The organism is Curtobacterium sp. MCBA15_001 (genome assembly GCF_001864835.1).
Classification (GTDB): Bacteria; Actinomycetota; Actinomycetes; order Actinomycetales; family Microbacteriaceae; genus Curtobacterium.
In genome coordinates this window covers 386,455-406,332 of the sequence record NZ_MJGI01000023.1, presented here as the reverse complement: position 1 = coordinate 406,332, position 19,878 = coordinate 386,455, and the positions used below count along the sequence as shown (strand labels likewise).

The 19,878-nt window shown below is 73.2% G+C and carries 19 protein-coding genes, 1 pseudogene and 1 riboswitch; of the genes and pseudogenes, 6 read left to right on the top strand and 14 right to left on the bottom strand.

The window, feature by feature from the left end; all coding sequences use genetic code 11:
• The first annotated feature begins 25 nt into the window (after positions 1-25).
• On the top strand, positions 26-574 hold the full coding sequence (locus tag BIU90_RS11270; RefSeq protein ID WP_071300269.1) for a TetR/AcrR family transcriptional regulator: 549 nt from the start codon (positions 26-28) through the stop codon (positions 572-574).
• A gap of 67 nt (positions 575-641) precedes the next feature.
• Positions 642-812, top strand: a complete 171-nt coding sequence (locus tag BIU90_RS18720) for a hypothetical protein (RefSeq protein WP_175470196.1) — start codon at positions 642-644, stop codon at positions 810-812.
• Positions 813-1,009: 197 nt separating this feature from the next.
• Here BIU90_RS18720 and ribH read toward each other — a convergent pair whose 3' ends face one another.
• The 7 genes and pseudogenes from ribH to BIU90_RS18710 all read right to left on the bottom strand — a co-directional run bounded on the left by ribH (position 1,010) and on the right by BIU90_RS18710 (position 10,589).
• Positions 1,010-1,492, bottom strand: a complete 483-nt coding sequence (gene ribH / locus BIU90_RS11265) for a 6,7-dimethyl-8-ribityllumazine synthase (protein ID WP_071300268.1) — start codon at positions 1,490-1,492, stop codon at positions 1,010-1,012.
• Positions 1,493-1,512: 20 nt separating this feature from the next.
• Positions 1,513-2,136 (bottom strand): annotated as a pseudogene (gene ribB, locus BIU90_RS11260) (3,4-dihydroxy-2-butanone-4-phosphate synthase); the annotation flags it as partial.
• Positions 2,137-2,264: 128 nt separating this feature from the next.
• Positions 2,265-2,936: a riboflavin synthase gene (locus tag BIU90_RS11255; RefSeq protein WP_071300267.1), complete on the bottom strand. Its 672-nt coding sequence runs from the start codon at positions 2,934-2,936 to the stop codon at positions 2,265-2,267.
• Between the two features lie 118 nt (positions 2,937-3,054).
• Positions 3,055-3,188, bottom strand: a riboswitch (FMN riboswitch).
• Between the two features lie 119 nt (positions 3,189-3,307).
• A complete protein-coding gene (locus BIU90_RS11250) occupies positions 3,308-5,731 on the bottom strand; it encodes a bifunctional lysylphosphatidylglycerol flippase/synthetase MprF (RefSeq protein ID WP_139195239.1) in 2,424 nt (807 codons plus the stop codon).
• Positions 5,728-7,056, bottom strand: a complete 1,329-nt coding sequence (locus BIU90_RS11245; RefSeq protein ID WP_083403899.1) for an esterase family protein — start codon at positions 7,054-7,056, stop codon at positions 5,728-5,730. The genes BIU90_RS11250 and BIU90_RS11245 overlap by 4 nt, the downstream gene beginning before the upstream one ends.
• Positions 7,057-7,307: 251 nt before the next feature.
• Positions 7,308-9,194, bottom strand: coding sequence for a chaplin family protein (locus BIU90_RS18715; RefSeq protein ID WP_175470195.1), 1,887 nt, complete (start codon positions 9,192-9,194; stop codon positions 7,308-7,310).
• An 84-nt stretch (positions 9,195-9,278) separates the two neighbouring features.
• On the bottom strand, positions 9,279-10,589 hold the full coding sequence (locus BIU90_RS18710) for a hypothetical protein (protein WP_071300264.1): 1,311 nt from the start codon (positions 10,587-10,589) through the stop codon (positions 9,279-9,281).
• Positions 10,590-10,698: 109 nt separating this feature from the next.
• Between BIU90_RS18710 and BIU90_RS11230 the strand changes: the two genes are divergently transcribed.
• Entirely contained in the window at positions 10,699-11,130 is a 432-nt protein-coding gene (locus BIU90_RS11230) for a GNAT family N-acetyltransferase (RefSeq protein ID WP_071300263.1), read from the top strand.
• 33 nt (positions 11,131-11,163) lie between these two features.
• Here the strand turns inward: BIU90_RS11230 and BIU90_RS11225 are convergent, their stop codons facing one another.
• Genes BIU90_RS11225 through BIU90_RS11215 form a run of 3 tightly spaced genes read right to left on the bottom strand, consistent with a single transcriptional unit; the run spans position 11,164 to position 12,666 of the window.
• Complete coding sequence (locus tag BIU90_RS11225; protein WP_083403919.1) at positions 11,164-11,688, bottom strand: Lrp/AsnC family transcriptional regulator; 525 nt, start codon at positions 11,686-11,688, stop codon at positions 11,164-11,166.
• A gap of 59 nt (positions 11,689-11,747) precedes the next feature.
• Entirely contained in the window at positions 11,748-12,254 is a 507-nt protein-coding gene (locus BIU90_RS11220; RefSeq protein WP_071300261.1) for a hypothetical protein, read from the bottom strand.
• 22 nt (positions 12,255-12,276) lie between these two features.
• Positions 12,277-12,666: a DUF5997 family protein gene (locus tag BIU90_RS11215; protein ID WP_071300260.1), complete on the bottom strand. Its 390-nt coding sequence runs from the start codon at positions 12,664-12,666 to the stop codon at positions 12,277-12,279.
• A 33-nt stretch (positions 12,667-12,699) separates the two neighbouring features.
• On the opposite strand from BIU90_RS11215, the gene BIU90_RS11210 reads away from it, so the two are divergent.
• Together BIU90_RS11210 and BIU90_RS11205 are read left to right on the top strand one after the other, a co-directional pair.
• The gene (locus tag BIU90_RS11210; protein WP_071300259.1) at positions 12,700-13,479 is read left to right on the top strand and encodes a LysR family transcriptional regulator substrate-binding protein; all 780 of its coding nucleotides are present in this window, start codon (positions 12,700-12,702) and stop codon (positions 13,477-13,479) included.
• Complete coding sequence (locus BIU90_RS11205; protein ID WP_071300258.1) at positions 13,476-13,946, top strand: GNAT family N-acetyltransferase; 471 nt, start codon at positions 13,476-13,478, stop codon at positions 13,944-13,946. Before BIU90_RS11210 ends, BIU90_RS11205 begins: the two co-directional genes overlap by 4 nt.
• Positions 13,947-13,967: 21 nt before the next feature.
• Here BIU90_RS11205 and BIU90_RS11200 read toward each other — a convergent pair whose 3' ends face one another.
• From BIU90_RS11200 to BIU90_RS11190, 3 genes are all read right to left on the bottom strand, one after another.
• Positions 13,968-14,801 (bottom strand): DJ-1/PfpI family protein, encoded by an 834-nt coding sequence (locus BIU90_RS11200; protein WP_139195238.1) that lies wholly within the window; start codon positions 14,799-14,801, stop codon positions 13,968-13,970.
• Positions 14,802-14,810: 9 nt separating this feature from the next.
• Entirely contained in the window at positions 14,811-15,401 is a 591-nt protein-coding gene (locus tag BIU90_RS11195; protein ID WP_071300257.1) for a DNA-3-methyladenine glycosylase I, read from the bottom strand.
• A 178-nt stretch (positions 15,402-15,579) separates the two neighbouring features.
• Positions 15,580-17,724, bottom strand: coding sequence for a heavy metal translocating P-type ATPase (locus tag BIU90_RS11190; protein ID WP_083403897.1), 2,145 nt, complete (start codon positions 17,722-17,724; stop codon positions 15,580-15,582).
• 84 nt (positions 17,725-17,808) lie between these two features.
• Between BIU90_RS11190 and BIU90_RS11185 the strand changes: the two genes are divergently transcribed.
• Positions 17,809-18,900, top strand: a complete 1,092-nt coding sequence (locus BIU90_RS11185) for a glycoside hydrolase family 5 protein (RefSeq protein WP_139195237.1) — start codon at positions 17,809-17,811, stop codon at positions 18,898-18,900.
• Here BIU90_RS11185 and BIU90_RS11180 read toward each other — a convergent pair.
• Positions 18,884-19,870 carry a CPBP family intramembrane glutamic endopeptidase gene (locus tag BIU90_RS11180; RefSeq protein ID WP_083403896.1) on the bottom strand — a complete coding sequence of 329 codons (987 nt, stop codon included), beginning with the start codon at positions 19,868-19,870 and terminating at the stop codon, positions 18,884-18,886. The two genes, BIU90_RS11185 and BIU90_RS11180, sit on opposite strands and share 17 nt — an antisense overlap.
• Between the last annotated feature and the right edge of the window lie 8 nt (positions 19,871-19,878).

Sequence of the window (19,878 nt, the reverse complement as noted above, 5' to 3'; positions counted from 1 at the left end):
TCCTGTACTCCCTAGACTCCTCCCCATGGCCAGTGCCCGCGACCGCGTCCTCGACAGCTTCGTCGCCATCGTGTGCGAGGAGGGCGAGCGTCCTGCCACCCTCGACGCCGTCGCCGCGCGCGCCGGTGTCTCGAAGGGCGGGCTGCTCTACCACTTCGGGTCGAAGGCGGCGCTGGTCGAGGGGCTGTGCGACCGCCTCGCCGACCTGTCCGCCGCCGACGTCGAACGGATGCGCGACGCCGAGGACGGCCCGGCACGCTACTTCGTCCGCAACTGCCAGTTCGTCGGCAGCGAGCTCGATCTGGCCCTCCTGGCGGCCAGCCGACTGCAGCAGGCCGGGTACGCCGAGGCCGGCCGGACCCTGGACGAGACCGAGAACGCGTGGCTGGCGACCCTGGTCGACGCGCTCGGGGACGTCCCCACCGCGCAGGCGATCAAGCTCATGGGCGACGGGCTGTACCACGCGGCGTCCCTCGGCGCGGCGAGCGAGGTCCGCCCCGACCGCGCCACCGTCGACATGGAGCCGCTGCTCGTCGTCGTCGACCGCCTGGTGTCCGCCCGGCCGTCCGCGTGAACGTCGCCGTCACCACCTGGGGATAGACTGGCAGCGATCCACCCGCCTGACTTCCGGAGGTACCACCGTGGGCCGCGTCATCGCTGCTGTCTTCTCGATCCTGCTGCTCGTGGTCTCGATGTACCTGTTCGGTCTGGCCTTCCAGGTCGCCGCGGGTCAGGCCTTCGTCTTCATGGGCGGCGTGCTGCTCATGTGCATCTCGTTCTTCCTGCCGATCCACGTGTTCGGCAAGCGCTAGGAACCACGCGACGCCCCACTGCGGCCCGCGCACAAGGACGGCCCGCACGCAGAACGGCCCCGTACCGATCGGTACGGGGCCGTTCTACGTGCTGCCCGCAGTGCGTCGCACCCCGGTACGGACATCGCACCCCGAAGCGACGGGGTGCGATGTCCGCCACGGGGCGCGATGCGGCCGCACGGGCCCGTGACCGGGACTCAGACCACCGGCACCGTCAGCGTCTTGAGCAGGACCGCCGTCGCCACCGCGGCGTGCGCGGCCTCGGCGCCCTTGTCCTCCTTCGAGCCGGGGAGCCCGGCGCGGTCGATCCCCTGCTGCTCGTCGTCCAGCGTCAGCACGCCGAAGCCGACCGGCTTGCCCGACTCGATCGCGACCTGCGTCAGGCCGTCGGTCGCCGCGGACGAGACGTACTCGAAGTGCGGGGTCCCACCGCGGATGATCACGCCGAGCGCCACGACGGCGTCGAACCCGGCGCTGAGTGCGGCCTTCGCGACGACCGGGAGCTCGAAGCTGCCGGGGACGGGCAGGACCATCGCCGAGGCGCCGAGCCGCTCCACCTCGCGCTGGGCACCCGCGAGCAGTCCCGCCGCGATCGTCTCGTGCCACTGCCCGGCGACGATCGCCACCCGGACCCCGCTGCCGTCGACCTGGTCGCGCTCGGCTGCGCCTGCTCCGCTCATCGTGCTGTCCCTTCGGTGGGCGCGGCGTCGGCCGCCGCCCGGTCTGCCGCGTCGAGCCACTCGACGAGTGCGGCGATGGTGATGACGGGCACGTCGGCGCGTGCCCCGAGTTCGACCAGGCGCGGCAGCCGCATCATGCTGCCGTCCTCGTCGACGATCTCGCAGATCGCCGCGGCCGGGCGCAGGCCCGCCGCGGTGACCAGTTCGATCGCGGCTTCGGTGTGCCCGGCACGCTCGCGGACCCCGCCGGGTCGCGCCCGCAGCGGCACGACGTGGCCGGGCCGGTGCAGGTCGTCGCGGACCGATGCGGGATCGGCGAGGACCCGGAGGGTCCGGGCGCGGTCGTGTGCGCTGATGCCGGTCGTCACGCCGACCGCTGCGTCGACGGTGACGGTGTACGCGGTGCCGCGGACGTCCTCGTTGAGCGCCACCATCGGCGGCAGGTCGAGGGCGTCGGCGATCTCGGCGCTGACCGGTGCGCAGATGAACCCGGACGAGTGGGCGACGGTCCAGGCGATCCACTCGGGGCTGGCGAGCTCGGCGGAGAGGATGACGTCACCCTCGTTCTCGCGCTGCTCGTCGTCGGCCACGATGACCGGCCGCCCGGCGGCGATGGCGGCCACGGCCGCCTCGATCGTGGACAGGCCGGAGACCGCGGACGGGTCGGAGACGGTGGACGGGACGGGGACCGCGGACGGGACGGTCGGACTGGAGGCCGTGGTCACCGGCCCTGGACCGGTCACGTCGGCGGGGTGCCGGGTCTCGGTGCCCATCACCGGGCCTCCTGGCCGACGGCCTGCGACGCGCTTGTCTCGAGCGTCTGCGACGCCGCGGCGTCGAGCCGGAGCATCCGGCGGACGTGCCGGGCCAGGACGTCCGTCTCCACGTTCACCCGGTCGCCCGCGACGCGGTCGCCGAGCGTGGTGGCAGCCAGGGTCTCGGGGATCAGGCTGACCTCGAACCAGGCGTGCGCGGGGTCGGTGTCCTCGGACGAGACGGCGCTCACCGTCAACGACACCCCGTCCAGCGCGACCGAGCCCTTGTCGACCACCAGCGGGCTGAGCGCGGGCGACAGCGCGAAGCGCACCCGGCGCCAGCCGTCGCCGTCGGCCGTCTCGAGCACCGTGGCGGTGCCGTCGACGTGCCCCTGCACGATGTGACCACCCAGCCGGTCCCCGACCGACGCCGCGCGCTCGAGGTTGACCGGGTCCCCGACCTGCAGCGACCCGTGTGCGCTCATGTCGAGCGTCTGCTTCATCACGAAGGCGGTGAAGGACTCCGGGGTCTGCTCGACGACGGTCAGGCAGACGCCGCTCGTCGCGATGGAGTCGCCGTGACGCGCGTCCTGGACGACCAACGGGCCGCGGATGGTGAGCGCGACGGAGTCGCCACGGTGGTCGACCGCGGTGACGGTGCCGAGTTCCTCGATGATGCCGGTGAACACTGGTGTCCTCTCAACGGGACTCCGGGCGTGCACGACGGTCGTCGGCTGCAGCGGAAGGCGAGGAGCACCCCCGAGGGGTGGTCCGTGCCGTCCACGAGGGGACGGACTTGCCTTCCGCCAGCGCTTCCTCCCGTCCGGACTCTCACCGTCGGTCCCGGGATTCCACCGGGTCAACCTCTGCCGGGTCTGCACCCGTCATCAGTTCGTGGACTGTCACCACCGGTTCGGACTTGCACCGACCCCGGAGCGCTTGCGTACCCCGAACGATACCCCAGCGCCCCGACGCCCGCGTCCGGGCGGGTCATGCGCCGTCACGGACGGAGCGGCCACGCCGGTCAGCCGGCCGCGCTGGTCCGCCGCGGCTGTGCCGGTCAGCCGCGCCCGCGTGCCAGGGCGAGCGTCTGGCGCAGGGACAGGTCGGGCAGGTACGCCCGGACGACGGCCACGCCGATCGAGGGCAGGGCGACGGCGTCCGGGTACGCCAGCACGAGCGGGTGCAGGTCGGGCCCGAACTTCAGCTTGAACTTCAGCAGCGACCGGAAGCCGTAGACGGGCTCGAGCACGCCGCCGACCAGGTCGAGCAGGCTCTGCACGCCGTCGCCGGACGGAGCCGAGCCCGGGGCCTGGGCGAGGGGCGCCGCCGACAGGCTGAGTCGCTCGACGCCGTCCTCGCGCATCTGGTCGGCCGCGCTGGCGACCAGGAACTCCATCACGCCGTTCGGCGCGGCGCCGGTGCGGCGCATCACGTCCAGCGTCCAGCCGACGACGCGGCCCTCGCGGTACGACGGGAGCCAGCTCGTCACCGCGAGCACGGTGCCCTCGGCGTCCTGCGCGACGAGCGTCCGGACGTCGGGATCGCGCATCTCGTCGACCCCACCCAGTGTGAAGCCCATCTCAGGCAGCTCACGCTCGGACACCCACTCCTCGGAGATCGCCTCGATCTGCCGGGTCGTCGCCACGGGCAGGTCGTGCCAGCTCGACCACGTGGCGGTGATGCCCTCGCGCTTCGCCTTGTTGACCGAGGTCCGGACGTCCTGCTTCTTCTTGCCGCTGGTCGTCCACGGGCGGGGGTCGAAGTCGGCGTCCTCGGCGACGGGCAGCGTGCTCCAGCCCACCGCGCGGAGCGGTGCGGCGACCGAGTCGTCGACGCCGTAGAACACCGGGGTCCAGCCGTTGTCGTCGCAGTGGCGAGCGAACGCGGCGAGCGCCGGGGTCCTGGCGTCCTCGTACCCGAACGGTCCGCCCAGGGTGACGGCGACGCCGCCGTTCCGTCGGTAGGCGATCCCGGCACGGCCGTCCGGCGCGAACCAGTAGGCGTTGCCGTGCCAGGTCGTCATCCACCCGAACGTGTCACCACCGCCGGCCTTGAGGAGCGCGCGGGCACGGTCGCGGGCGTCGCGCGTGCCGTCCGGGTCGTGGTCCTGCGGCGCGGCACCGGTCGGGCGGACCGCGGCGATCGCCACGACGAGCCAGAGCACGGGGCCGGCGATCCCGAGGGCGAAGCGCAGACCCGGGTCCATCGAGGGCAGGTGCTCCCAGAACGTCGTCGGCGAGATCGGCCCCAGGGCGGCGACGGCGATGCGCAGGGGGTCGTCGACCCGGGCGGGCGAGGCGTCCGCGACGACGAGCAGGATCCCGACCAGGACGACCGCCGTGCCGAGGACGACCGCGCCGAAGGTCGCGAGTCGACGGCGTGTGGGCAGCACGGTGAACGAGCGGCGGAGCACGACGAGGACCACCGCCGTGGCGAGCGGCACCAGCACCGAGGCGACGATCGACAGCGTGACGATGAACTGGTCCTCGGTGCCGTGCAGCCGTGCGACGCGTCCGGGGACGGCCGTGTAGGTCACGGCGGCGGCGATGGCCGTCACGGTGTCGATGACGACGACGAGCCACACCGCGAAGCGGCTGCCGCGGAACAGCCCGAGCGCGCCGACGACCAGCGCCAGCAGCGGCGGGACGACGAGCAGCAGCGTCCACGGGTCGCTCACTCGGTAGGCGAGCAGGTGTCGCAGGCACTCCCCCGCCACCCCGTCGGCACGGCACCCGGACACGGGCGTGACGGGCCCGGTGCCCACGACGGCGGCGATCGGGGCGAGGAGGCCGACGCGGGCGCGCGAGACGAGTGCGATGACCGGGCCGACGGCGGACACGAGCACCACGGTCCCGAGCAGCACCCGGGTCTCGCGGTGGGAGCTGCGCGTCCAGCCGGTGCGCTTCGGGGTCTTGCGGAGGACCTCGCCGAGGATCCAGCCCGCGGCGGCTGCGAGCACCGCGTACAGGTCGGACGCGTGCCCGGCGTAGAGGAACAGCGCGGCGACGACGGCGAGCGTGTTCACGCGGATGCGGCGACGCCAGAGCGGGCCGGCGAACGCGCTCGCGGTGGAGATGGTCCCGACGACGGCGGTCCACGGGTCGAACGCGGTCGCCCGGCCGAGGATCAACGCTCCGGCGTCGCGGCCGTCCAGGTCGATGAACGCGCTCAGTGCTCCGAGCCCGGTGCCGACCACGGTCGTGACGACGAAGGCGGTGGCGGTGCGCCACGAGCCCATGAGCCGTTCCGAGGCGCCGACGAGCACGATCACCCCGGCCAGCGTGAGCAGGAACGCGACGACGCCCGTCGAGGCGGCGAAGACCCGGAACGGCCCGAACGCCTGCTGTCCCATCGTGTGGTGGGCCACGCGCATCGCGACGCCGACGGCCGACGTCAGGACCACGAGCAGGAACACGGCCACGGTCACCGGAGACTGCCGTGCCCGACGCACGACGGGCATGACCACTTCGCGCGGGCTCACAGCGCGCCGTCCTGCGCTGGCAGGCCGAGGTGCGCGATCACCGGCGGGAGACCGTGTGCGAGCACGTACCGCACGGTGTTCCAGTCGTGGGCCGAGCCCGGGGAGACGATCACCTGGGTCTGCATGCCGGCCTGCTCCGCCGCGGCGCGGAGCTTCGCGGTCGTGGCGCGGTAGGGCGCGTCGTCCTGGCCGAACCCGAAGACCGTGAGGTGGTCGCGGTAGGGGGCGTTGCGGTGCATGACGGCGATCGGTGCGGCTGCCGCGTACTTCGCCATCGAGCCGTGGAAGGCCACCTGCGCCGAGTGCTGGGCCGACCCGGTGAAGGGGGCGAGCTCACTCGAGACGGCGAGGGTGGACCCGAACACGTCGGGGTGTTCCGCGGAGAACTGCATCGCGCAGGTCGCGCCCTCGGAGAAGCCGTCGACGCCCCAGGCCGAGGGGCCGGTCCCGACGTTCAGGTGGTCCTTGATCCAGTTCACGGTGTCGGTCATGACGTAGGTCGCGCTGCGTCCGAGCTGCCGAGAGTCCAGGCACATCGGGTTGCGGTTGGGCGCACCGAGCTGGTCGGGTGCGACGACGATGGGTGCCAGGCCCCGGTGCGCAGCTGCATAGGCGTCAAGGTAGCGCCCCATGCCGCCCGCCTGGAACATGTCGGACGGCTGGCCGGGTTGTCCGGAGAACGTCACCAGCACCGGGAGCGTCGGCGGGTCGGCGGTGAGGGCGGCCGGCGGCAGCCACACGACGGCCTTGCGGGCTCGGAAGTGCGACACCTTCCCCGGGATGCGGAAGGACATCGCCTTGCCGGTGCGCGGCATGCCCGCCGGTGCCGTCCAGGTCGCTGCGTCGACCACCGTCGCTCCGGCGGCCGCCGCGTGCTCGTGGCCGAGTGATCCGTTCGGGTAGGGGTTCGTGGTGATCGCCTGGTCGATGGTGCGGTAGGCGCCGAAGTCGACGTTGACGCCGAGTCCCGCGGCGAGGGTCACGGCCAGCATCGCCGCCACCGCCACGCCGCGGCGTCCCCAGGCCCGCCCGCCGAGACCGCGCTGCACCAGGACCACGAGCCCCATGACGATCGCGCCGGCAGCCAGCGCGATCCACATCCGCGTGACGGGCGTGAACGCGACGCCGAACTCGTCGCGGACGTCGCCGAACCACCACACCGCCAGCAGGCCGAGCCCTGCGCCGACGACGAGCGCGACGAGCCGCACGAGCAGCCCCCGCCGACGACCGAAGAGCGTGAGCAGCGCCAGCACCGCGGCCAGGACGTCGACGGGGACGAGCACGTCAGGAGTGACGATCGGCATGCGGAGCAGTTCGTTGAACACGTGTTCATCGTCCTGCCGAGCGGCTGCCGAGGGGCTGCCGACGCGCTTCCGCTGTTCACAGCATCGACATGAACCACACCCAGACAGCGACCGGCTGACTCACAGGGAACGGCCGGTGCCGTCAGGGCGACCCGCCTGGAGGCCCGGTGCCGGTCCGCCGGATCGGCTCCGGGCCTCCAGGCGGTTGCATCCTCGACCGGGCATGACTCCGAGGGGCACCGGCGCAACCGGTGCCCCTCGGAGTCGATCGGTCAGTGCCGGCGACGGAGGACGAGCGTCCCGGCGCCTGCGAGGAGCAGCAGCAGCGCGAACCCGACGGGCACGAGCGGCGAGGACGCCCCCGTGTAGGCCAGGGTCGACGGGGTGGTCCCCGACGTCGCCACCGTGCTGGCGGCGGCCGGGACGGTGGTCACCGCGGCGGCGGTGACCGTCGGGGTGATCGCCGAGGCGGTGGTCACGGCGCCGGTGGTGCCGACGCCCTCGGAGACGGTCGTGCCGCCACCGTCGGTCGGCGTCGTGCCGGTGCCCGGGTCCGTGCCGTCACCGGGGTCGGTGCCGTCGCCCGGGTCCGTACCGGTGCCCGGGTCCGTGCCGTCGCCCGGGTCCGTGCCCGTGCCCGGGTCCGTGCCGGTGCCGGGGGTCGTCGTGGTGCTGGTGCCGTCCCCGACGATGCCGATGCCGTTCCCGCCGATGGTGATCGGGATGCCGATCACCGGTGCGATCTGCGTGCCCGAGAGCAGGCCGCCATCACCGGTGGTCGTGCTGCCGGTTCCGGTGCCGGTCGCGGGGCCCGAGCCCGTCGATCCCGAGCCGGTCGTGGTGGCGGTGCCGTCACCGACGAGGCCGATGCCGTTCCCGCCGATCGTCACCGGGAGCGAGACCACCGGGACGACCTGGGTGCCCGAGAGTGCGCCGTCCGATCCGTCGGTCGACGGACCGGTGGTGGCGCCGGTGCTCGGCGTGCCGGTGCTCGGCGTCACGGTGCCGGAGCCCGCAACGGGACCGGTGGCGGTGCCGTCACCGACGAGGCCGATGCCGTTCCCGCCGATGGTCACGGGAACCGAGACCACCGGGACGACCTGGGTGCCCGAGAGTGCGCCGTCCGATCCGTCGGTCGACGGACCGGTGGTGGCGCCGGCGCTCGGCGTGCCGGTGCTCGGCGTCGCGGTGCCGGAGCCCGCAACGGGACCGGTCGCGGTGCCGTCACCGACGAGGCCGATGCCGTTCCCGCCGATGGTCACCGGGACCGAGATCACGGGCGCGACCTGCGAACCCGAGGCGATGCCGTCAGTGCCGTCGGTGGTGGTGCCACCGGTGGGCTGGCTGACGGTCCCGGTGCTCGGTGCGGCGGTGCCGGTCGCAGCGCCGTCGCCGAGCAGTCCGATGCCGTTGCCGGTCACCGTGACCGGGACGGACACCACGGGGACGACCTGCGTCCCCGAAGCGATGCCGTCCGAGCCGTCCGTGCTGGCAGCCGGCGCATCCGATGCCGGAGCAGCCGGAGCAGCCGGAGCAGCGGGAGTGGCCGCAGTCGGCGTGGTTGCGGCCGACGTCGCGTCACCGAGCACGGAGACCGCGTTCCCCGTCACGGCGACGGGCAGGTCGACTGCACCCGCGACCTGGGTGCCGGAGGCGATGCCGTCCGAGCCCGAGGTGGTCGGGACTGCGGCCGGAGCCGGGGCAGCAGGCGCGGCCGGAGCTGGAGCTGCCGGGGTGGTGGCAGCCGGGGCCGTCGAGGTCGACGTGGCGTCACCACCGACGGCGACAGCGGTGCCGCCGACGGTCACGGGCGCGGTCACCTGGGGCACGACCTGCGTGCCGGAGGCCACCCCGTCCGACCCGGAGGTCGAGGGAGCAGGAGCCGGAGCAGCGGGCGCGGGGGCCGGAGCTGCCGGGGCAGGTGCCGCCGGAGCGGGCGCAGCAGCCGGGGTCGTGGTCGTCGACACCGCGTCGCCGAGCACCCCGAGGGCGTTGCCGAGGACGGACACGGGGGCGTCGACGGACGGCGCCACCTGGGTCCCGGACACGGCACCGTCAGCGCCGGTGGTGGTCGCAGCGTTCGCCGCGGCGCATCCTCCGAACGTCAACCCGCCGACGAAGAGGGCGAACCAGAGCCCTCTGGAGACGTACTTGTTCATGGTCATCACTCCTGATCTGAGATGTCCCGACCGCGGTCACGGTCGGTGGTGCGCTTCCTGCCGTGCTGGGCAGGTGCACCGATCTCAGTCAGGAGCGACGTCGTGCTCGCCGGAGAGCGACGCGGGGACCACGTCGTCGGCGAGGGTGCCGCGCATCCCGGCGGCGAGGGGGTCCTGGTCGGCGAGTCCGCCGACGGTGCCGACGACACCGGCGCCGGCACTGCCGGAGCTCAGGGTGCCGCCGGAGGTCGTGGAGCCGGTGCCGCCGAGGGGCTGGTCACCGGGCATGCCGCCGTCGGGGACGACGAGTGCGACGCCGCCGAGGGTGGCGGACGCGGGGAATCCCGAGCGGTCGGCTGCTGCGACGGTCGCGCTGAGGGCTGCACCCGGCTGCGGCGCCGAGGCAGTCACCCCCGCGGTCGTGGCGAGGTCCTCCGTCGTGGCCGGGGCAGCGGTCGGCGCTGCGGCCGGAGCCGTGACCGGCGTCGCGGACACGACCGGGGCTGCGGAGCCGCCGACCACCGGGGGCGCGGGGGCAGGCAGGACGGGGGCGGGGCCTCCAGGCAGGGTGAGAGTGGGCGGCACGACCTGGGACACGACGTCGGGGACGTCGGCGACGATCGTCCCGACACCACCGAGGGTGTCGTCGACCAGGCCGGTGACCGGCCGCGTGACCGTGCCGAGGGTGTCGTCACCGAGCACCGTGCCGACCACCGGGACGGCGCCGACGACGTGGTCGAGCGCGTGCACGACGGTGGTGACCGGATGGGCGCCGGTCAGGCCGTCGACGGTCCCGGTGACGGGCCGGAGGACGGTGACGAGCGCGTCACCCAGCGGACGGGAGGCCGTGGTGGCGACCGTCGGTCCGGCCGGCGTCGCGGGGGTGGTCGCCGCCGAGGCCTCGCGCGGTTCCGTGGGCTGGGTGACGGTCTGGACGGGGGCTGCGGGTGCCGGAGCCATCGGGCTCGACGACGCCGGCGCTGCCGGGGCTGGCGCTGCCGATGCGGGTGCTGCGGGGGCCGGCTTGGCGTGCGTCTGCGGCGCTGCCGGAGGTGCAGGGGCTGGAGCCGGGGCTGCTGGAGCTGCCGGCGCGGGAGCCGGAGCGGCAGGCGCGGGTGCCGGAACAGCGGGTGCCGGAGCCGCGGGGACAGCCGTCCGCACGGGGTCGACGACGCCGCTGACGACCTCGCCGACGCCGCCGGAGACACCCTGCACGGTCGACCCGAGGCCCTGCACGACACTGCCGACCAGGCCCTGCGCGGGTGCTCGCTCGGCGGCCGACGCGGTGTGCGCGCCGACGGTCAGCGAGAGCAGCACGGCGGCGGCGCTCACCCCGGTGCCCATGAGGGCGTACCGGATCGCAGCGCGCCAGGGTGCGCGCAACGGCTTGTCCATGCGCTCACCTCCTGATCTGGCTGCGCACGTAGAGTGGTTGTCCGGAACGGTACGCCCCTCGGCGCGATCGTGGAACCCCCTTCTCAAGCAATCGTCAGGAAAACCCCGCATGGCCTCGGTCTTCAGCGCCCCCACCCGCAACCTCGACGTCGTCACGCTGCACGAGATCCTGCGGCTGCGACAGGACGTGTTCGTCGTCGAACAGGGGTGTGCGTACGGGGACATCGACGGCCGTGACCTCGAGCCCGGCACCGTGCAGTTCTGGGCGGGCGAGGGCTCGGTCGACGCCACGCTGCGGCTCCTGCGTGAGCCCGACGGCACCGAGCGGATCGGCCGTGTCGTCACCGCCGCCCGCGCCCGCGGCACCGGTCTGGCCGCACAGCTCATCGAGGCAGCGCTGGCCGAGACCCGCTCTCCCGTCGTCGTGATCGGCGCCCAGGCCCACCTCGAGCAGTGGTACGGCCGCTTCGGCTTCGTGCGCTCCGGCGAGGACTACCAGGAGGACGCGATCACCCACGTCCCGATGACCCGCACGCGCTGACCCGGCAGCAGGTCAGGCACCGGCGCAGCCGGGTCAGGCGCGCCAGCGCCGCAGTTCGTCGTACGACCGGGCCTGACGCTCGCGGTCCGCGGTGAGCCGTTCGAACACGATGTTCGTCTGGGTCGTCGCGACGGACGGGTCCCCGCTCAGCTCGTCGGCGACGAAGTCCCGCAGCTGCGCGGTGGACGTGCAGGCGATGTGCACGAGGAAGTCCTTGTCGCCGGCCAGGAACGACACGTCGAGCACGACGGGCACCCGGAGCAGGCGCTTGGCGAAGTCGCGGAGCTCGTGCCGGGCGGCGGCGTGCACCCGGACGGACACCATGGCCTCGATCGAGAACCCGAGCCGCGCGACGTCGACGTCCGCGCGGTAGCCCCGGACGACGCCCGCGTCCTCGAGCGCCCGCACCCGTGCCAGGCACGTCGACGGCGCGATGCCCACCGCGGCCGCCAGCCGGTTGTTCGGGATCCGGGCATCCGCCGCCAGGGTCCACAGGATGCGCTCGTCGACCTCGTCGAGGCGCGGCGCGGGATCGGGTCGAGCAGCACGGTCGGACACGTCGACCACCGTAGCGCGGGGCTGCCGCCGCGGTCGCGGTCGCCCGTGGGTGTCCGTCGCTACATCGCCAGGGTCATGCCGAGGACGGCGACCGTCATCGCGAAGACCTCGCCGCTCCGCACCGCCCGGCGGTCGTCCCGCGCCCACTCGTACCGCAGCAGCCACCCGCTGAACGCGCAGTACCCGATGACCCCGCCCCCGAGCACCGCCATCAGGGCCAGCCCGTGCGCGGCGTGCGCGTCGGCGAGGCCCGTCGCGTGCCCCATCAGCAGCATGCCGGCCATCACGACCGACGACAGTGCCCGGTGCACGTCCATCGGCTCGGCCCGACGCCCGTCGGCTCGGCGCCGTCGCATCACGGGCAGCGGTGCGAGGAGCAGCAACGCAGTCGCCGCGAGCAGCGTCCACACCGCGCCGGCGTCGACGACGGGCAGCAGCATCGCCACGAGCATCACCGCCGCGGGGACGATCACCCCGGGACGCGGTCGGTACCGGTCACCGACGATGCAGCACACCGAGGCGAACTGCGGCACCACGAGCAGTGCGTCGGAGACCGTCTGGTGCACGTCGATGCAGTCTCGGGAGCGGTCAGCCCTCGGCGCGAGCTGCGGCCTTCGCGGCGCGCTCCTGCTTCACGCGGGCGTTCTCGGCGTGCACTGCGGCCTGCGTGGCACGCTCCTGCACGAGCCACTCGGGCTTCTCGACGAGCAGGTCCTTGATCTGCGCCGTGGTCAGCGCGTCGTCGATCCCGGAGCGGCTGAGCCCGGAGATCGAGACACCGAGCTTCTGGGCGACGACGGGACGCGGGTGCGGGCCGTCGCGACGCAGGTCCTCGAGCCACTCGGGCGGCGAGGTCCGCAGTTCGTCGAAGGCGGTCCGCGTGACGGGCGCGTCGCGGAAGGACTCCGGAGCGGCCGACAGCAGGATGCCGAGCTTCTTCGCAGCCGTCTCGGGCTTCATCGTCTGTTCCTGCGCCATGGTGACAAGGGTACGGCCCCTATGCTCGGTTGCATGACCGCGGCACTCACCATCGCTTTCGTGCCCGGCGTCTCCCCGGCCAAGTGGGCCCGGGTCTGGCGCGACCGGTTCCCCTCCGTCGAGCTGCTGCTCCGCCCGATCGGCCAGGCCGACGTCGACGAGACCCTGGCCGGCGACGTCGACATGGTGTTCGCCCGGCTCCCCGTGTCCGAGGTCCACAACGCGATCCCGCTGTGGACCGAGACCGCGGTGGTCGCCACCCCGAAGGACTCCGCCCTGGCGAAGGCGACCGAAGTCACCGCCGCCGACCTGGCCGCCGTGCACGTGGTCGACGCCGGCCCCGTCCCGGCGGACGTCGACGGCGCGCTCGACCTGGTCGAGGCGAACGTCGGCGTCGTGGTCCTGCCGCAGTCGCTCTTCCGCAAGGCCAGCCGCAAGGACCTGGTCGCCCGTCCCCTGGCCGACGCCGAGGGCACCCGCGTCGCCCTGGTCTGGCGGGACGAGGACGCGTCGGACCTGACCGCCGAGTTCATCGGGGTGGTACGCGGGCGGACCGCCAACAGCTCCCGCAGTCAGCTGGACCAGCCAGGAGGCTCCGGACAAGCAGCCGACGCCGGTTCGCGTCCGACCCGCGGCGGCGCCAAGGCCGGGTCGGGCGGCCAGGACGGCACGGTCGGCGGCAAGGCCAAGGCGAAGTCCCCGGGCGGCGGCAAGTCCGGCGCGGGCAAGAAGTCGAACACGGGCAAGGGCCCGACGCCGGGCCGCGGCAAGATGCGCGGCAAGCCGAGCCGGGGGTCGAAGGGCAACCGATGACGGACACGCGCCTGCGGACGATGCCGGCCACGAGCCTCCCGGCCTGGTTGGAGACGACCATGGCGGAGTACGTGGCGTCGCGGATGCGCTCCGGCGAGAGCCGCGAGCGCGCCGAGGCCAACAAGCAGTCGTCGCTCGAGACGTGGTTCCCGGGCGGTCAGCCGCTCGCCGGGCACCACGTGTGGGACGTGCTCGACGGCGACGACACGGTCGTCGGGTTCCTGTGGATCGGACCGTTCGCGGTCGGCAGCCCGGACTGGTGGGTGTTCAACGTGGAGATCCACGCCGAGCACCGGCGACGTGGCCATGCACGTCGGGCACTCGAGCTCGGGCAGCAGGTCGCACGGGACGAGGGCGCGACGAGCATCGGCCTCAACGTGTTCGGGTACAACACCGGCGCGCAGGAGCTCTACGAGCAGCTCGGGTACGGCGTCACCTCGACGCAGATGCGACTGCCCCTCGACTGACGGCTCGCGCGCCGGGGTCCGTCAGCGCATGACGGCCGCTGCGGCCTGCGCGACCCGGTCGCCGCGTGCCGCCTCGGCTGCGGCGCGGGCCTCGGTCACGACCCGGGCGTCGGCGCGCTCGGCCGATCCGGCGTCGAACGGCGGCTGCGGGTCGTACTCGATCTGCAGCTGGATCCGCTCAGCCTCGGGCTGCCCGGCCAGCTCCGCTGCGAGCCACAGCGCCATGTCGATCCCCGCGCTCACCCCGGCGGCCGTCACGACCGAGCCGTCGTCGACGATCCGGTCGTCCGCCGGGGTCGCCCCGAACGCCGCGAGCATCGGCTTCGACGCCCAGTGCGTGGTCGCACGCTTGCCCGCCAGCAGCCCGGCGGCGCCCAGGACGAAGGCGCCCGTGCACACCGAGGTGACCCAGGTGGCGCGCTCGGCCTCGCGGCGGACGAACGCGACGACGTCGGGGTCGAGCATCGCGGTGAAGGCGCCGTCACCGCCCGGGACGACGAGCACGTCTGCGGGGGTGGCGTCGCTCAGGGTCGCCGTCGGTGTCAGCGCGAGACCACAGTCGGTCGCGATCGGGTCCAGGGTCGCGGCGACGTACTCGACGTGGACGCCCGGCAGACGGGTGAGCACCTGGGCGGGGCCGACCAGGTCAAGGAGCGTCAGGTCGGGGAACAGCAGGAACGCGATGCGGAGCTCGGCGGGGTCGTGCTCCGGGGTCGTCGCGTCGGTGGCGCGGGCCTCGGGTTCGGGGACGGCGACGTCGAGCGGGACGGCGACCTGCTCGGCGTCGACCGGGACCACCGGCGTGGTGCGCGGGGATGCGGCCGGGTGCTCGTGCTCGCCGTGCTCGTTCGTCATGGCGTGAGGCTAGACCCAGACGCCGGAGGTGCCCCGTCGGTGGCTGTCGACCAGGTGCGTGTCGACGATGCCGAGCGCCTCCATCAGGGCGAACATCGTCGTCGGGCCGACGAACGTGAAGCCGCGCTTCCGCAGCGCCTTCGACAGGGCGACGGACTCGGCGCTCGTCGTCGGGACGTCTGCGAACGTCGTCGGCTCCGGCGTCGACTCCGGCCGGAAGGACCACACGAAGTCAGCCAGACCTCCGTCGGCGCGCAGGGCGATCGTCGCGTTCGCGTTCGTGATCGTCGCCGCGATCTTGGCGCGGTTGCGGACGATCCCGGTGTCTGCCATCAGCCGCGCGACGTCGTCCTCGCCGAACGCCGCCACGGTGTCGGGGTCGAATCCGGCGAAGGCGGCGCGGAAGGCCGGGCGCTTGGCCAGGATCGTGCGCCAGGACAGGCCGGACTGGAACGCCTCGAGCGAGAGTCGTTCGAACACCCCGCGCTCGTCCCGGACGGGCATGCCCCACTCGGTGTCGTAGTACTCGCGCAGCATCGGGTCGACCGACGCCCACGCGGGTCGGGCCAGTCCGTCGTCTCCGGTCACCAGATCGCTCACGCTCCCATCCTGCCGTGCCGCGCCGACGTGGCGGGGGTTCCCCGGGCCTCCCGTCCGCACCGAGGTGGCACGACTCGCCGCCGGCCGGCCGTCGAGGTGTCACGGAAGATCGGTCCGGCTGCTCGAGGTGCCGGAATTTCGGCACCTCGAGCAGCCCGACCCGCGACCGCGCGGAGCGTCAGGCGCGGAAACGGCGGAGCAGCTGCGCGTTCAGGCTGACGATGACCGTCGACAGGCTCATCAGCACGGCGCCGACCGCAGGCGACAACACGAACCCGACCCCGGCGAGCACCCCAGCGGCGAGCGGCACCGACAGCAGGTTGTAGCCGGTCGCCCAGACCAGGTTCTGCACCATCTTGCGGTAGGTCGCCCGGGACAGGTCGATCACCGTGAGCACCCGACGCGGGTCGTTCGACGCGAGCACCACGCCGGCGCTCTGCACCGCGACGTCCGTCCCGGCGCCGATCGCGATGCCGACGTCCGCGCGGGCCAGCGCGGGCGCGTCGTTCACGCCGTCGCCGACCATCGCGACAACAGCACCGCCCTGTTGCAGACGGGCGACCTCGGCGTCCTTGTCCTCGGGCAGGACCTCGGCGCGGACCTCGTCGATCCCGAGCTCGCGTGCGACGGCGTCGGCGACCTGCTGCGCGTCGCCGGTGACCATCGCGACCCGGACACCGCGGTCATGCAGCGCGCGGACGGCCTCGGCGGACTCCGGGCGGACGGCGTCGCGGACGGCGAAGGCCGCCTGCACGGTCCCGTCGACGACCGCGACGATCACAGCGGCACCGTCGGCACGCCAGCTCGAGACGGTGTCCTCGAACGCGGCCGGCACGGATGCCTCACGCTCGCGGAGCATCGCGGGCCCGCCGACCTCGACGCGCTGACCGCCGATCGTGGCAGTCACGCCTCGGCCGGGCACCGAACCGGTCTCGGTGACGTCGGACGGCACGGCGATGCCCCGCGAGGCGGCAGCGGCGACGACCGCCCGCGCGACGGGGTGTTCGCTGTCGCGTTCGGCCGCTGCGGCGAGCCCGAGCACGGCGTCGTCCCCGACGGTGTCCACGACCTCGGGCGATCCGGTCGTGAGGGTGCCGGTCTTGTCGAACACGACGGTGTCGACGTTCCGCATGGCCTCGAGCGCCAGGCGGTCCTTCACCAGGATGCCCGCCTTGGCGGCACGCTCGGTCGAGATCGCGACGACGAGCGGGATCGCGAGCCCCAGGGCGTGCGGGCAGGCGATGATCAGCACGGTGACGGTGCGGGTGATCGCCTCGGTCGGGCTGCCGAGCAGGATCCACACGACGAACGTGATGATCGCCGCCGCGGTGGCGAAGTAGAACAGGAGGGCTGCAGCGCGGTCCGCCAGCACCTGGGTGCGCGACGACGAGGACTGCGCCTCGGCGACCATCCGCTGGATGCCGGACAGCGCGGTGTCGTCGCCGGTCGCGGTGATGCGGACGCGGACGGAGCTGTCGGTGGCGACCGTCCCGGCGACGACGCGGTCACCGGTCCCGCGCTCGACCGCGACGGACTCCCCCGTGATCATCGACTCGTCGACCTGCGCGCGGCCGTCGACGACCTGGCCGTCCGCCGGCACGCGTCCGCCGGGACGCACCAGCACCGTCTGTCCGACCTGGAGGCTCGACACGGCCACCCGGGACACGTCGCCCTGGTCGTCGACCACGTCCGCCTCGTCGGGCAGCAGGGCCGCGAGCGCGTCGAGCGCACTCGATGCGACGCCCATCGCCCGCATCTCGATCCAGTGCCCGAGCAGCATGATGACGATGAGGAGCGCGAGCTCCCACCAGAAGTCGAGGTCGAGCCCGAAGAGACCGAGGCTCGTCACCCACGAGGCGACGAACGCCACGACGATGGCCATGCCGATGAGCAGCATCATGCCGGGCTGGCGCGACCGGGCCTCCGAGACGCCGCCGGTCAGGAAGGGCCAGCCGCCGTAGAGGAAGAGCACCGTGCCGAGGACCGGTGAGACCCATCCGGCCCATGCGGCGTCGGGAAGCGGATAGTGCAGGATGTCCGCGAACATCGTGCTGAACGCCACGACGGGGACCGCGAGGACCAGGCTCCACCAGAACCGGTCCCGGAACATCGCGGCGTGGTCGCCGTGCCCGTGGTGGTCGTGCCCGCCGCCACCGTGCGCGTGGTGATCGTGGCCGGCGTGGTCGGGTTCGGCATGGGCATCGTGATCGGCGCCCCCGTGGTGGTCGTGGTGGTCGGCGCCGAGGTCGTGCTGCCGGGCCGCGTCGTGTGCGGCGTCCCGGACGGTCGTCCCCTGGTGCTGGTGCTCGTCGCGCTCGTCCATGTCTTCCACCATACCCCCAGGGGGTACTCGACGGGTGATGCTCCCCCGCTGGACACGCCTGGATGCCGGGTGGACCATGAGCCCATGCAGCAGACCAGCAGGATCCGGCGCAGCGTCGCGACCGGACTCACCGTGATCGCCGTCGTCGTCGGGGTCCTGGTCCCCGCGACCACCGCGTCCGCGGCCACCACGCCCGCGGTCCCGGTCACCGCACTCCGGGTGTCCGGCACCGTCATGGTCGACACCGCAGGGAAGGCCGTGAAGCTCCGCGGCGTGAACCGCTCGGGCACCGAGTACAACTGCCAGCAGGGCGGCGGCGTCTTCTCCGGCCCGACCGATCAGGCCTCGATCGACCTGCTGCGGTCGTGGAACGTCAACGCGGTCCGGATCCCGCTCAACGAGCACTGCTGGCTCGGCATCGACTGGGCGCCGCAGTCGACCGGCGAGCCGTACCGCGCGGCGATCCAGGACTACGTCAACCGGTTGGCGGCGAACGGCATCCGGTCGATCCTCGACCTGCACTTCACCGGGCCGAAGGCGATCTGGGGCGAGCAGCAGAAGGAGATGGCGAACACGACGTACTCGCTGCCGTTCTGGACCTCGGTGGCCAGCCGCTTCGCGACGAGCCCTGCCGTGCTCTACGAACCGTTCAACGAACCGCACGACATCTCGGTGGACTGCTGGCGCAACGGGTGCTGGATGCCCGAGGGGTGGCAGGCAGCCGGCTACCAGCAGCTGGTCTCCACGATCCGCGCCACCGGTGCCGAGCAGCCGATCATCGTCAACGGGCTGGACTGGGGCCACGACATGTCGCCGTTGACCACGGCGATGCCGACCGACCCCGCGAACGCCCTGGTCGCCGGGCAGCACCTCTACAACTTCAAGCGCTGCGTGACCGCGTCGTGCTGGTCGTCGCAGTTCGGTCCCGTCGCGGCGAAGATGCCGATGGTGGCCGGCGAGATCGGCGTGAACGACTGCTCGACCGCGATGCCGCTGGCCTTCATGCGGTGGATGGACGCGAACGGCGGGGACGGGTACGTGTTCTGGAACTTCGGCGTGAGCGGCTGCCCCGACGGCGGACAGTACGGCGGATCGGCGTTGATCAGCGACTGGAACGGCACACCGACCCCCTACGGTGACGCGGTCCGGCAGTACTTCCTCAGCCGCCCGGTGTGACAGGCGGTGCCGTGGGCGCCTCGGTCGGTCCGAGCTGCCCGCGGCGCCGGATCGCACCCGTCAGCACGAGCACGGCGATGACCACCGCCATCACGATCCAGCCCGAGTACCCGAGCGGACTGTGGAGCACGGTCGACACGCCCACCCCGGACGCCGAGAGGACGGCACCGACGCCCGCCGCACCGTTCACCCCGGCGTGGGCGAACACGGCGGGCCACACGGAACCCGTGCGCAGGCGCAGCCACCCGAGCAGGATGCCGAGCAGCACGCAGGCGACGACCATGTACAGCACCCCGAGCCCGTCGAACCGGCCGAAGTTGTACCCGAGCAGGATGATCGGCGTGTGCCAGAGCCCCCACACGACGCCGGAGACGAGCAGGGCCGGCCAGGTGCCGAACCGCTGCAGTGCGGGGACGAGGAAGCCGCGCCACCCCAGCTCTTCGCCGATGGTGACGAACACGTTCACCAGCGAGACGAACGGCACCGCCACGAGCTGGATCGTCACGAGCACGCCGATCGGAACGGGCAATGCGGACAGGCCCTGCGCGAGCAGTGCGTCACGGAAGCCGCCGAAGCCCTGCAGGTCGAGCGGGAACCACCCCAGCAGCGCAGCGACGACGAGCGCGGCGACCGGCAGCAGGACCCCACCGAGGTAGGCCGCCACGGTGGCCCACACCGTCCGACGCGCGGGACGGAGCGGCCAGACCCCGAGGAAGCGCAGGACCGGTCGGGGGCGCCGTCGGCCGAGCACCAGGAGCACGAGCACCGCTGAGACCAGCGGCGTGAACATCATGCCCACCATGACGAAGGTGGCGAAGGGCGTGCTGAGCCCCCGGCCGGACAGCCACAGGGGCAGCGTCGCCAGCCAAGCGCCGCCCAGCGCGAGCACCAGGAACAGCAGCACCGCCCAGACCGGGATCGGGCGTGGCGGTGCTGTGGTGTCGTCGAGGTCCCCCTGGGTGGTGCGCACACTGGAAC

What these genes read in the sequence shown, in the direction of transcription:
- BIU90_RS11200 (WP_139195238.1), bottom strand. Translation starts at nt 14,801, where the DNA reads ATGACGAACGAGCACGGCGAGCACGAGCACCCGGCCGCATCCCCGCGC.
- BIU90_RS11210 (WP_071300259.1), top strand. Translation starts at nt 12,700, where the DNA reads ATGACCGCGGCACTCACCATCGCTTTCGTGCCCGGCGTCTCCCCGGCC.
- BIU90_RS11230 (WP_071300263.1), top strand. Translation starts at nt 10,699, where the DNA reads ATGGCCTCGGTCTTCAGCGCCCCCACCCGCAACCTCGACGTCGTCACG.
- BIU90_RS11270 (WP_071300269.1), top strand. Translation starts at nt 26, where the DNA reads ATGGCCAGTGCCCGCGACCGCGTCCTCGACAGCTTCGTCGCCATCGTG.
- BIU90_RS18710 (WP_071300264.1), bottom strand. Translation starts at nt 10,589, where the DNA reads ATGGACAAGCCGTTGCGCGCACCCTGGCGCGCTGCGATCCGGTACGCC.
- BIU90_RS11190 (WP_083403897.1), bottom strand. Translation starts at nt 17,724, where the DNA reads ATGGACGAGCGCGACGAGCACCAGCACCAGGGGACGACCGTCCGGGAC.
- BIU90_RS11205 (WP_071300258.1), top strand. Translation starts at nt 13,476, where the DNA reads ATGACGGACACGCGCCTGCGGACGATGCCGGCCACGAGCCTCCCGGCC.
- ribH (WP_071300268.1), bottom strand. Translation starts at nt 1,492, where the DNA reads ATGAGCGGAGCAGGCGCAGCCGAGCGCGACCAGGTCGACGGCAGCGGG.
- BIU90_RS18715 (WP_175470195.1), bottom strand. Translation starts at nt 9,194, where the DNA reads ATGAACAAGTACGTCTCCAGAGGGCTCTGGTTCGCCCTCTTCGTCGGC.
- BIU90_RS11185 (WP_139195237.1), top strand. Translation starts at nt 17,809, where the DNA reads ATGCAGCAGACCAGCAGGATCCGGCGCAGCGTCGCGACCGGACTCACC.
- BIU90_RS11215 (WP_071300260.1), bottom strand. Translation starts at nt 12,666, where the DNA reads ATGGCGCAGGAACAGACGATGAAGCCCGAGACGGCTGCGAAGAAGCTC.